The organism is Nonomuraea antri (assembly GCF_013283785.1).
GTDB lineage: Bacteria > Actinomycetota > Actinomycetes > Streptosporangiales > Streptosporangiaceae > Nonomuraea > Nonomuraea antri.
The window spans coordinates 1-10,631 of the sequence record NZ_JABCPZ010000309.1 but is presented as its reverse complement, the minus strand read 5'-3'; the positions used below and the strand labels follow the sequence as shown (position 1 = coordinate 10,631).

Genomic DNA, 10,631 nt, shown 5'->3' with positions numbered 1-10,631 from the left:
GCCCCCACCACCCCCGCATCGCCCAAGTGGCCGCACATGATGATGAACGCCGAGAGCGACCTGCTCGGCGGCGACGCGGGCGACGTCTACTACCCGCACTTCCTGATCAACGGCCGGGTGCCGGCCGCGCCGGAGACCTTCACCGTCAAGCCGGGCGCCCGCGTCAGGATCAGGTTGATCAACGCCGGGGGTGACACCGCGTTCCGGGTGTCGCTGGGCGGCCACGTCCTGACCGTGACGCACGCCGACGGCTTCCCGGTCGAGCCGGTCGAGACCGATGCCGTGCTGCTCGGCATGGGTGAGCGCTATGACGTCCTGGTGACGGTCAAGGACGGGGTGTTCCCGCTGGTGGCGCTGGCCGAGGGCAAGCGCGGCCTGGCCCGCGCCCTGGTCAGGACCGCCGCGTCCGCCCGCGCGCCCAGGGCGGACGCCCGGCCGGCCGAACTGGACGGCCGCCTGATCGGCTACGACCGGCTCACGCCCGCCGCCGCCGTACGGCTGACGCCACGCACCCCCGACAGGACGATCAAGCTCGCGCTCACCGGCACCATGGCCAAGTACGACTGGGCGATCAACGGCAGGAAGTACGACCCGAAGGTCGTCGAGCCGATCAGGTCGGGCGAGCGGGTCAGGCTGTCGTTCGTCAACCGGAGCCTCATGTGGCACCCGATGCACCTGCACGGCCACACCTTCGCGCTGCCCTCCGGCGCGCGGAAGGACACGGCGATCGTGCTGCCGGGCAAGACCCTCGACGTCGACTTCGACGCCGACAACCCCGGCGTGTGGATGATCCACTGCCACAACGTCTACCACGCGGAGGCCGGGATGATGAGCCTCCTCGGTTACGAGGCCTGACATGATCAAGAAACTGACGCCGACTCTGCCCCTGGCTCTGGCCCTGATGTTGACCGCGTGCGGGACGAGCGGGCAGCAGCCGGTACAACCTGGCGCGAAGCAGCAGGCCGCCGATGCGTCCGCCGATCCGGGTGTCGGGCACGTGCACGGCCTGGGGGTCGATCCGGCGACCGGCAGGACGTACGTGGCCGGACACTTCGGGCTGTTCGCCCTGGAGGGCGGGAAGCTGTCCAGGGTGGGCGACCGCGACGCCGACCACATGGGCTTCACGGTCGCCGGGCCGGGCACCTTCTACGCCAGCGGCCACCCGTCCGCCGCCGACATCGGCGCAGGTCAGGCCCCGCATCTGGGTCTGATCAGGTCGTCCGACGCCGGTCGCACCTGGGAGCAGGTGGCGCTGGCCGGCGCGGCGGACTTCCACGCGCTGCAGGTCGCGGGCTCGACCGTCTACGGCTACGACTCGCAGACCGGCCAGATCTGGCGCGGCCGGGGACGTGACCTGGAACCGGCCGCCCGGCTCGACCTGCTCGACCTCGCCGCCGGTGCGTCCGAACCCGAGCGGCTCTACGCCACCACCCCCGCGGGCGTGCGGGTCAGCACGGACGCGGGCCGGACCTTCAAACCAGTGCAGACCGCGCCGCTGCTGTCGTTCCTGGACGTCACGGGCCGGGGCCGGCTGGCCGGCATCGCCCCGGACGGCCAGGTGCACACCAGCTCGGACGGCGCCGCCACCTGGCGCCCGGCCGGCCGCCTGCCGATGCAGGCGGTGGCCTTCACCGCGGTATCGGCCGACCACCTGCTGGCCGCCGCCATGGACGGCACCGTCTACGAGTCCAAGAACGCCGGCCAGGACTTCACCGTCGTCCACCGGCCCTGACCCCGGAGGCGGCGACCGTGACCACGGTCGCCGCCTCCGGCGGGCCACCGACCCGAGGAATCCCTCGCCGAGCGGAAGGCCCTCGTCGAACAGGAACTGCCGTCGCGGGGGACGTCAGACGGCGGTCAGCTCGTAGCCGGCCTCTTCCACCGCGTCCCTGACGCGCGCCTCGTCGATCGGGCCGTCCCCCGTCACCGTCAGCCGCCCGCTGCCGAGCTCCACCTCGACAGCCGTGACCCCGGCCACCTTCGCCACCTCGGACTTCACCGTGCCGACGCAGCCGCCGCAGGTCATTCCGCTCACGGTGTAGGTGCTGCTGCTCATGCCCACTCCCCTCGATCCACGATACCCCTGGCAGGTATCGGCGCGATGGACCCTACGGCACCCGAGCCGCCTGCGGCAACCCGTACCCCCTACCGGTACCTGAGATCTAAATCACCCCGACCCTGATACCCCCTTCGGGTATCTTTCCTGCCATGACGACGACCATGAATTCGATAGCAGTCGTAGGCGCGTCCCTGGCCGGGCTGCGTGCCGTGCAGGCGTTGCGCCGAGAGGGCTTCGCGGGTGAGATCACCCTGATCGGCGCCGAGCGGCATGTGCCCTACAACCGTCCGCCCCTGTCCAAGAGCATGCTCAAGGGCGACGACGAGATCACCCTGCCCGGCGCGGAAGAGCTGGGTGAAGCGTGGCTGAAGGGGCGCGCCGCCGTCCGGCTCGACGCCGCAGAACGGCGGATCACCTTGGACGACGGCGCCGAGGTCGCCTACGATGGCCTGATCATCGCCACCGGCGCCCGGCCGCGCACGCTCCCCGGCCACCTCGACGGCGTGCACTCGCTCCGCACGGTCGAGGACTCCCTGGACTTGCGTGCCGCGCTCGCCGCCGGTCACGCGAACGTGGTGGTCATCGGCGGCGGCTTCATCGGCGGCGAGGTCGCGTCGACCGTCCGCTCGCTGGGCCTGTCGGTGACGCTCGTGGACGCCTCGCCGTACCCCATGCTGGGCGTGGTCGGCACGACGGCGGCGCGCTGGCTGGCGGACCACCACCGCGCCAACGGCGTGGAACTCGTCAGCGGGACGCGCGTGACCGGCCTGACGGGCACCGGCCGGGTGACCGGGGTGCGCCTGAGCGACGGCCGCACGCTGCCCGCCGACGTGGTGATCGCGGGCCTGGGCGTCGTGCCGAACACCGGCTGGCTGGCGGGCAGCGGCCTGGTCCTGGACGACGGCGTGGTCTGCGACGCGACCCTGTTCGCCAGGACCGTCCCGCACGCCGCCGCCTCGCCGGATCCCGGGGCCGTCGCGCCGGACGTGGTCGCGGCCGGTGACGTCGTCCGCTGGCCGCACGGGCTGTTCGGCGGTGACCTCGTTCGGGTCGAGCACTGGTCGAACGCCAACGACCAGGGCACGGCCGCCGCGCTCAACCTGCTGGCCGGGCCCGAGGCGGCCAAGCCGTTCGCCGAGCTGCCGTCGTTCGCCACGCACGTGCACGGCGCCCGCGTCCAGACCGCCGGCCTGCCGCACCTGGCCGACGAGACCCGCGTCGTCGCCGGCGACCCCGCGGCCGGGGCCTTCGCCGTCGCCTTCGCGCGGGCGGGCAGGCTGGTGGGCGCGGTGGCGGTCAACGCGCCGAAGGACCTGATCCGGATCAAGCGCGCCACCGCGGCCGGCGACCACCTCGACGCCCTGACCTGAGCACTCCCCCGCACAGAGGGCCTGCCCGCGTCTACGACCGCCGGTAGCATGAGGTGGACGCGACCCGAAAGGCAGGGCAGATGGTGCGGGGCTTGGGAGAGCTCGAGGCTACGATCATGGATCGTATGTGGGCGACCAACCGGCCCGCGTCGGTCAGGGACATGCTGGAATTCCTCCAGCGCGACCGCAGCCTCGCCTACACGACGGTCATGACGGTGATGGACAAGCTCCACACCAAAGGCCTGCTCAAACGCAAGCCGGTCGGCCGGGCCTACGTGTACGAGACGATCTCCTCCAAGGAGGCGTACACGGCCGACGTCATGCGCCAGTCGCTGGCCACCAGCGGCAACCAGGCGGCCACGCTCGTGCACTTCCTCGAACGGCTCACCCCGGAGGAGGCGAGCGCGCTGGAGGCCGCCCTGCTGGTCTGCCCGCCGAAGGGGCGCGGCGCATGACGGTGGCGGTGATCCTCGCTCTGTACTGCGTGGCCGCGGCCGTGCTCCTGCCCCGCGCGCTGCGCCGGGCGGCGTGGGCCGACCGCGCGCCCCGGCTGGCGATCGCGATGTGGCAGGCGGCGAGCGCGTCGGTGATCGTCTCGGCCCTGCTGTCGGCGTTCGTCGCCGCCGTGCCCGCGTCGGTCGTCGGGCACGGCCTGGCCGGGCTGTTCGCGGCCTGCGCCGCCCTGCTCGGCGACGGCGTGACGTGGAGCGCCACCGGCACGCTGGCCGGGCTGGCCGTCGCCGGGCTGCTCACCGTCCGGCTGACCTGGGTGAGCGCCGCGGTGCTGCTCGGCGCGCGCGGCGCTCGACGGCGGCACGCCGAGGCGTTGTCCCTGCTCGGACGGCACGACGGCGAGCTGGGCGCGGTCGTCGTCGACTACGACGAGCGCCTGGCGTACTGCCTGCCCGGCAGGAACGGGCACGCGGTCATCACCACGGGCGCGCTGCGCTCGCTGGCCCCCGAGCAGGTCGCGGCCGTGCTCGCGCACGAGCAGGCGCACCTGCGCGGCCGCCATCACCTGGTGCTGGCCGCCGCCGAGACCCTGGCCTCGGCCTTTCCCCGGGTGCCGCTGTTCGCGCGGGCCCGTACCGAGATCACCCGGCTGGTCGAACTGCTGGCCGACGACCTGGCCGCCCGCAGGCACCCCCGCGTGCACATCGCCGCCGCCCTGGTGGGGCTGGCGACCGGGCGGGTGCCCGCGTTCGCGCTGGGCGCGGGCGGCGAGACCGCGCTGGCCCGGGTGCGCAGGATGCTGAGCCCGCAGCCGCCGCTCGGCCGCCGGGAGCGCCTGGCCGGGCTGCTCGCGGTGACCTCACTGCTCGCCGGCCCGGCCACGGTGGCCGCGGCGCCGGGGGTCGGCGCGTTCCTCGCGCACCACTGCCACTCCATCCTCACCTGGTGACCGTTCGGTCCGGGTTCAGGACACTCCCCATCGCGCCCAGTGCTGCAGCGCCCCGGCGACGAGCTGGACGGCGATGGCCGCGGCCAGCAACCCCATGATGCGGGTGACGAGGTTGAGCCCGTTGTCCTTGAGCAGGCGGCCGATGAACGGCGAGAAACGCAGCGTCAGCCAGGTCAGCAGCAGCGCGGCGGCCAGCGCGAGTGCGACCGAGGCCACGGCCGCGGCGTCGCCGGCCTGCTCCATGTACAACATCGTGGCGGCGATCGCGCCTGGTCCGGCCAGCAGCGGCGTGCCGAGCGGGACGAACGCCACCGCGCCGCTCGCGGCGTCCACCCGGTTACGTGCGCAGTCGGCCTTGAGCAGGTCGAGCGCGATCAGCGCGAGCAGCGCGCCGCCGGCCACCTGCAACGCCTGGAGCGAGATGCCCAGCGCGTCGAGCAGGCGGTTGCCCGCGACGGCGAAGACGGTGACGATCCCCGCCGCCACCAGCACGGACACCCGCGCGGTACGACGCTGGGCGGCCTGGCTCTGACCGCGGGTGAGCGTCAGGAACACGGGGATGGCGGCGAGCGGATCGAAGATGACGAGCAGCGTGACGAAGGCCTGGACGAAGAGGCTGGACATGGCGTGACCCCACGGGTGGACGGTGTCGCCCCGCCCACCTGCGCGTCAGGGTCAGGCGGACGGGCTGGGCCGGCGAACCGTGGCGGGGCAGGGCACCGTCCAGCGCAGCCACGCGGCGCGATCGATCGTCATGTCCCCACCTCCTCGGCCGGCTCAACCGGCCGGTCGCCTCTTCTATTCCGGCCTGTTTGCGGAAAGCAGATGGCCCCGAACCGGGGGGTTCGGGGCCATCTCGCCGCTGAGCTACTTGAAGGCACGCAGCCGCAGGCTGTTGCTGACCACGAAGACGCTGGAGAACGCCATCGCGGCCCCGGCGATCATCGGGTTGAGCAGGCCGAGCGCGGCCAGCGGCAGGGCGGCCACGTTGTAGGCGAAGGCCCAGAACAGGTTGCCCTTGATCGTGCCCAGCGTCCGGCGTGAGAGCCGGATCGCGTCGGCAGCCACCCGCAGGTCGCCTCTGACCAGCGTGAGGTCGGAGGCCTCGATCGCGGCGTCGGTGCCGGTGCCCATGGCCAGGCCCAGGTCGGCCTGGGCCAGCGCGGCGGCGTCGTTCACGCCGTCGCCCACCATGGCCACCACCTTGCCCTCCGCCTGCAGCCGCTTGACCACGTCGACCTTGTCGGCCGGCAGGACTTCGGCGATGACCTCGTCGATGCCGACCTCGGCCGCGACCGTCTCGGCCACCTGCTCGTTGTCGCCGGTCAGCAGGACCGGGGTGAGCCCGAGGGCGCGGAGCTGGGCGATGGCCTCCTTGCTGGTCGGCTTGACCACGTCGGCCACCTCCAGCACCGCGCGGGCCTGACCGTCCCAGCCGACCGCGACCGCGGTGCGGCCGGCCGCCTGGGCGGCGTGCAGGGCCCGCTCCAGCTCGGACGTGAGGTGCTGCGACCACTCGGCCAGCAGCCGGGGCCGGCCCACCAGCACGGCGTGGCCGTCGACGATGCCCTGCACGCCCAGACCCTCGACGTTGGCGAAATCTTCGGGCGTGGGCAGCTCGCCGACCCTGGCCGCGGCGCCCTTGGCGATCGCCTGGGCGATCGGGTGCTCCGAGGCGTGCTCCAGCGCGCCGGCCAGGCGCAGCACCTCGGCCTCGTCCTGGCCGTCGGCCAGGTGGACGCCGGTGAGGGTCATCCGGCCCTCGGTGACCGTGCCGGTCTTGTCCAGGACGATCGTGTCGATCCTGCGGGTGGACTCCAGGACCTCCGGGCCCTTGATCAGGATGCCGAGCTGCGCGCCCCGTCCGGTGCCGACCAGCAACGCGGTCGGTGTGGCCAGGCCCAGCGCGCACGGGCAGGCGATGATCAGCACCGCGACCGCCGCGGTGAACGCCGCGCCGACGCCGTCGCCGGTGCCCAGCCAGAAGCCGAGCGTGCCGAGTGCCAGCGCGATGACGATCGGCACGAAGATGCCGGAGACGCGGTCGGCCAGGCGCTGCACCTGGGCCTTGCCGGTCTGGGCCGCCTCCACCAGCTTGGCCATCTGGGCGAGCTGGGTGTCGGCGCCGACCCGGGTGGCCCGGACGACCAGCCGTCCGCCGGCGTTCACGGTCGCGCCAGTGACGGCATCACCGGGTCTGACCTCGACCGGGACCGACTCGCCGGTGAGCATCGAGGCGTCGACCGCGCTGGCGCCCTCTTCGATCACACCGTCCGTGGCGATCTTCTCGCCGGGCCGGACGACGAACCTGTCGCCCGCGACGAGCTGGTCGCTGGGGATGCGGGTCTCCACGCCGTCGCGCAGCACGGCGACGTCCTTGGCGCCCAGTTCCAGCAGCGCGCGCAGGGCTGCTCCGGCCCGGCGCTTGGAGCGGGACTCGAAGTAGCGGCCGGCCAGGATGAACGCGGTGACCCCGGCGGCGGCCTCCAGGTAGATGTTGCCCGAGCCGTCGGTGCGCTCGATGGTGAACGCGAACGGGTGCGTCATCCCGGGAGTGCCCGCGGTGCCGAAGAACAGCGCCCACAGCGACCAGCCGAGCGCGGCGATCGTGCCGAGCGAGATCAGGGTGTCCATGGTGGCCGCGCCGTGACGCAGGTTCGTCCAGGCGGCCTTGTGGAACGGCCAGCCGGCGTAGACCACCACCGGGGCGGCCAGCACCAGCGACAACCACTGCCAGTTGGTGAACTGCAGCGGCGGGATCATCGCCATCGCGATCACCGGGACGCTCAGCGTCACGGCCGTGATCAGGCGCTGCCGCAGCGGCGCGAGCTCGTCGGCCGGCTCCTGCTCTTCTCCGGCCTCAGCCGTGGGCGGGGCGGGGAGCGCGGCGGTGTAACCCGCCTTCTCGACCTCGCCGATCAGCGTCTGCGGATCGACGCCCTCGGGGAAGGTGACCTTCGCCTTCTCCGTCGCGTAGTTGACGGTGGCGGTCACGCCGTCCATCTTGTTCAGTCTGCGCTCGATGCGGTTGGCGCAGGACGCGCAGGTCATGCCGCCGATCGAGAGTTCGACAGATCTGTCTTCGGTGAGGGAAGACATCACCTTTCTCCTTTCTCCCGCTCAGTGGCTGTGGCCGTCGTCGCCGTGCCCGGTGGACTTCGGCGCAGGCGTGGGTGAGGACGTGGACGCGGGCTCGGGGTCGGCGCTCTGGCCGGTGCGGAGCGTGAAGTCGGCGGTGCGGACCTTGCCCTCGTGCTGGAAGTCAAGGAAGAGACGGTAGCCGCCGGTGCTCGGCGCCTCGGCGTAGAACACGATCTCGGGGCCTGGCTTGGTCTTGCCGTCGCCGGGCTCGCCGTCGGGGTGGACGTGCAGGTAGGCGAGGTCGCCCGCGCGCAACGCCACCAGGTGGCCGTAGGCGCCCAGGTACGGCTGCAGGTCGGTGACCGGCTTGCCGTCCTTGCTCACCTTGAGCGTGAGCTTGCTGGACTGCCCGGGCGTCAGGTCGCCGTCGAGGGTGACCGTGTAGCCGTCGACCTCGGACGTGCGCGTGGTCTGCGGGAGCGCCTTGGGCGCGAAGTCGCCCGCCACGAGCAGGTCGGCGCCGAGCGTCATGCCGCTCCCGCCGGTCGGCGCGAAGTCGGCGAACGCCCGGTACGTGCCCGCCTCGGCCAGCGTCAGCTTGACCGACCAGGTGCCGTCGGAGGCCATCTCCGGGTGCAGGTGCTGGAAGGTGGACAGGTCACGCGAGACCACGATGAAGTGCAGCTTCTTGTCGTGCTCGACCTGGTAGTCGGTGACCGGCTTCCCATCCGGGCCGGTGACGGTGAAGCGGAAGTCAGTCGGCTCGCCGGGCTTGAGGGTGGTCAGCGGGTTGAGCGTGTAGCCATCCTGCGAGACTTGGAGCCCCCCGGGGGTATCCGCCTTCGCCGGCTGGGCCGGTTGGGCGGCGTGCCCTCCGTGACCTGCGGTCGCGGCGGAGGTCGTGGCGGTCATCGCGGAGTGGTCTTCCGCAGGTGGCGTGCCGACCGGGCCGACCACCTTGCCGACACCGAGCGCGCCGCCGAAGACGACGGCGAGCCCCAAGACGTACGAGCCGAGCTTGGCCGCGGTGTTCACGAGTTCACCACCAGTTCGTAGCCGGCTTCCTCGACGGCGGCGCTGATCGCGCCGGTGTCGACCGGGCTGTCGCTGTTCACCGTCAGCAGGCCACTGGCCAGGTCGACCTCCACGGAAGTGACCCCGGCGACCTCACTGACCTCTTCCTTCACCGAGCTGACGCAGTGGCCGCAGGTCATGCCCTTGACGGTGTAGGTGGCGGTGCTCATATCGATCTCTCCTTCGAGTGGTCAGGCAAGTGGTCGGGCAAATGGTCTGGCGGACGTTCAGGAACGAACGAGCCGGGCGATGGCGTCGGTGGCTTCCTTGACCTTCGCGTCGGCCTCGGGGCCGCCTTTCAGCGTGGCCTCGGCGACACAGTGGGCCAGGTGCTCTTCGAGCAGCGAGAGCGCGAAGGAACGCAGGGCGCTGCTGGCCGCCGACACCTGGGTCAGGATGTCGATGCAGTATTTGTCGTCTTCGACCATGCGCTGCAGGCCGCGGATCTGCCCCTCGATGCGGCGCAGGCGCATGCCGTGGTCTTGTTTGGTGCCGCTGTATCCGGCCATCTCCGCTCCTCTCACTGCTTCGTTGCCTTCAGCATAACACTATACCCCCCTATGGTATTTCCGGAAGAGGGGTATCCGTCGAAACGAATTTGGTTGTATGGTCGAACCATGTCTGCGGAGAGGGACCTGCAGGAGGCCGTGGCGCGCTTCGTCCGGGCGTTCGGCCTGCATCAGCCGGACCGGACCCCGTGCGGGCGTCCCGTCCCGGTGTCCGAGGCACACGCCCTGGGCGAGCTGGCCAGAGACGGCGCGCTGCGGCAGAACGACCTGGCGCACCGGCTCCGCCTGGAGAAGAGCACCACCAGCCGCCTGGTCGGCCAGCTCATCGGCCGCGGCTGGGCCGAGCGCGCACCGGCCCCGGGCGACGGCCGCGGCGTGCTGGTCAGGCTCACCCCGGCGGGCGAAGACGCCGCCGTCCGGCTCGCCGAGGCCAGGGCGGCCAGGTTCGCCGCCGTGCTCGGCCGCGTCCCCGAGGGCGAGCGGGCCGGTGTGCTGCGCGCCCTGGAGATCCTCACGGAGGCAGTGGATGAAACGTAGGGACCGGCGCGTCCAGGTGCTCGCCGCCGCACTCGCCGCCATCGCCCTGGCCGTCGCCGGCTACACCCTGACCAGGCCGGACGAGCCCGGCGCCACGCCGGAACGTCAGGCCGAGATCGCGGCCAAGGGCGGCCGGGTGATGCCGTTCGACCTGGAGCGGACCACGCACAGGTTCGCCAAGTCGGGCACCGGCGGCGTCCAGACCGTGACCGCCGACGAACCGTCGGACGCCGGGCAGGTCAAGCTCATCAGGGAGCACCTGGCCGCGGAGGCGGCGGCCTTCAGGAGCGGAGACTACGGCGACCCCGCCGCCATCCACGGCGGCGAGATGCCCGGGCTGCGGGCGCTCGAACAGGGGCACGCCCGCATCGACGTCCGGTACGCCGAGACGTCCGCCGGGGGCTCGATCACGTACACGACGTCGGACGCGGCGCTGATCGAGGCGCTGCACGCCTGGTTCGACGCCCAGGTCTCCGACCACGGCCGGCACGCCGAACACGGCTGACCCGACGCCCACCCAGCCGCAGCACCCACCGCCGGCCGGACCGGTGAGCCGGTGGCCGTGCGGGCGGGAGGCCGGCGGGCCCGGTCAGTGGGCG

Annotated in this window: 13 protein-coding genes; 7 read left to right on the top strand and 6 right to left on the bottom strand. The window is 72.4% G+C overall.

Going from position 1 to position 10,631, the window contains the following annotated elements; translation table 11 throughout:
- Window positions 1–855: multicopper oxidase family protein (locus HII36_RS49985; protein WP_173530450.1), on the top strand; the 855-nt coding region annotated here is incomplete at its 5' end.
- Between the two features lies 1 nt (window position 856).
- Window positions 857–1,732, top strand: coding sequence for a F510_1955 family glycosylhydrolase (locus HII36_RS49980; RefSeq protein ID WP_173530449.1), 876 nt, complete (start codon window positions 857–859; stop codon window positions 1,730–1,732).
- 114 nt (window positions 1,733–1,846) lie between these two features.
- On the opposite strand, the gene HII36_RS49975 is transcribed toward HII36_RS49980, so the two are convergent.
- Window positions 1,847–2,056 (bottom strand): heavy-metal-associated domain-containing protein, encoded by a 210-nt coding sequence (locus HII36_RS49975; protein ID WP_173530448.1) that lies wholly within the window; start codon window positions 2,054–2,056, stop codon window positions 1,847–1,849.
- A gap of 164 nt (window positions 2,057–2,220) precedes the next feature.
- Between HII36_RS49975 and HII36_RS49970 the strand changes: the two genes are divergently transcribed.
- The 3 genes from HII36_RS49970 to HII36_RS49960 all read left to right on the top strand — a co-directional run bounded on the left by HII36_RS49970 (window position 2,221) and on the right by HII36_RS49960 (window position 4,831).
- Window positions 2,221–3,429, top strand: a complete 1,209-nt coding sequence (locus tag HII36_RS49970; protein WP_173530447.1) for an NAD(P)/FAD-dependent oxidoreductase — start codon at window positions 2,221–2,223, stop codon at window positions 3,427–3,429.
- Window positions 3,430–3,509: 80 nt separating this feature from the next.
- On the top strand, window positions 3,510–3,884 hold the full coding sequence (locus tag HII36_RS49965) for a BlaI/MecI/CopY family transcriptional regulator (protein WP_217370950.1): 375 nt from the start codon (window positions 3,510–3,512) through the stop codon (window positions 3,882–3,884).
- Complete coding sequence (locus HII36_RS49960; RefSeq protein WP_173530446.1) at window positions 3,881–4,831, top strand: M56 family metallopeptidase; 951 nt, start codon at window positions 3,881–3,883, stop codon at window positions 4,829–4,831. Before HII36_RS49965 ends, HII36_RS49960 begins: the two co-directional genes overlap by 4 nt.
- Before the next feature lie 15 nt (window positions 4,832–4,846).
- Here the strand turns inward: HII36_RS49960 and HII36_RS49955 are convergent, their stop codons facing one another.
- The 5 genes from HII36_RS49955 to HII36_RS49935 all read right to left on the bottom strand — a co-directional run bounded on the left by HII36_RS49955 (window position 4,847) and on the right by HII36_RS49935 (window position 9,495).
- On the bottom strand, window positions 4,847–5,455 hold the full coding sequence (locus tag HII36_RS49955; RefSeq protein WP_173530445.1) for a MarC family protein: 609 nt from the start codon (window positions 5,453–5,455) through the stop codon (window positions 4,847–4,849).
- A 243-nt stretch (window positions 5,456–5,698) separates the two neighbouring features.
- Complete coding sequence (locus HII36_RS49950) at window positions 5,699–7,930, bottom strand: heavy metal translocating P-type ATPase (protein ID WP_173530444.1); 2,232 nt, start codon at window positions 7,928–7,930, stop codon at window positions 5,699–5,701.
- 21 nt (window positions 7,931–7,951) lie between these two features.
- The gene (locus HII36_RS49945) at window positions 7,952–8,947 is read right to left on the bottom strand and encodes a hypothetical protein (RefSeq protein WP_173530443.1); all 996 of its coding nucleotides are present in this window, start codon (window positions 8,945–8,947) and stop codon (window positions 7,952–7,954) included.
- Window positions 8,944–9,156, bottom strand: a complete 213-nt coding sequence (locus tag HII36_RS49940) for a heavy-metal-associated domain-containing protein (protein WP_173530442.1) — start codon at window positions 9,154–9,156, stop codon at window positions 8,944–8,946. The genes HII36_RS49945 and HII36_RS49940 overlap by 4 nt, the downstream gene beginning before the upstream one ends.
- 57 nt (window positions 9,157–9,213) lie before the next feature.
- On the bottom strand, window positions 9,214–9,495 hold the full coding sequence (locus HII36_RS49935; RefSeq protein ID WP_173530441.1) for a metal-sensitive transcriptional regulator: 282 nt from the start codon (window positions 9,493–9,495) through the stop codon (window positions 9,214–9,216).
- Window positions 9,496–9,603: 108 nt separating this feature from the next.
- On the opposite strand from HII36_RS49935, the gene HII36_RS49930 reads away from it, so the two are divergent.
- Both HII36_RS49930 and HII36_RS49925 read left to right on the top strand, forming a co-directional pair.
- Window positions 9,604–10,032: a MarR family winged helix-turn-helix transcriptional regulator gene (locus tag HII36_RS49930; RefSeq protein WP_173530440.1), complete on the top strand. Its 429-nt coding sequence runs from the start codon at window positions 9,604–9,606 to the stop codon at window positions 10,030–10,032.
- Entirely contained in the window at window positions 10,022–10,537 is a 516-nt protein-coding gene (locus tag HII36_RS49925; RefSeq protein ID WP_173530439.1) for an aspartate carbamoyltransferase, read from the top strand. Before HII36_RS49930 ends, HII36_RS49925 begins: the two co-directional genes overlap by 11 nt.
- The last annotated feature ends 94 nt before the right edge of the window (window positions 10,538–10,631 follow it).

Bases quoted from the DNA above. Each gene is read 5' to 3' on its own strand.
- HII36_RS49975 (WP_173530448.1), bottom strand. From the start codon at position 2,056: ATGAGCAGCAGCACCTACACCGTGAGCGGAATGACCTGCGGCGGCTGC.
- HII36_RS49955 (WP_173530445.1), bottom strand. From the start codon at position 5,455: ATGTCCAGCCTCTTCGTCCAGGCCTTCGTCACGCTGCTCGTCATCTTC.
- HII36_RS49970 (WP_173530447.1), top strand. From the start codon at position 2,221: ATGAATTCGATAGCAGTCGTAGGCGCGTCCCTGGCCGGGCTGCGTGCC.
- HII36_RS49960 (WP_173530446.1), top strand. From the start codon at position 3,881: ATGACGGTGGCGGTGATCCTCGCTCTGTACTGCGTGGCCGCGGCCGTG.
- HII36_RS49925 (WP_173530439.1), top strand. From the start codon at position 10,022: ATGAAACGTAGGGACCGGCGCGTCCAGGTGCTCGCCGCCGCACTCGCC.
- HII36_RS49950 (WP_173530444.1), bottom strand. From the start codon at position 7,930: ATGTCTTCCCTCACCGAAGACAGATCTGTCGAACTCTCGATCGGCGGC.
- HII36_RS49980 (WP_173530449.1), top strand. From the start codon at position 857: ATGATCAAGAAACTGACGCCGACTCTGCCCCTGGCTCTGGCCCTGATG.
- HII36_RS49940 (WP_173530442.1), bottom strand. From the start codon at position 9,156: ATGAGCACCGCCACCTACACCGTCAAGGGCATGACCTGCGGCCACTGC.
- HII36_RS49935 (WP_173530441.1), bottom strand. From the start codon at position 9,495: ATGGCCGGATACAGCGGCACCAAACAAGACCACGGCATGCGCCTGCGC.
- HII36_RS49930 (WP_173530440.1), top strand. From the start codon at position 9,604: ATGTCTGCGGAGAGGGACCTGCAGGAGGCCGTGGCGCGCTTCGTCCGG.
- HII36_RS49965 (WP_217370950.1), top strand. From the start codon at position 3,510: ATGGTGCGGGGCTTGGGAGAGCTCGAGGCTACGATCATGGATCGTATG.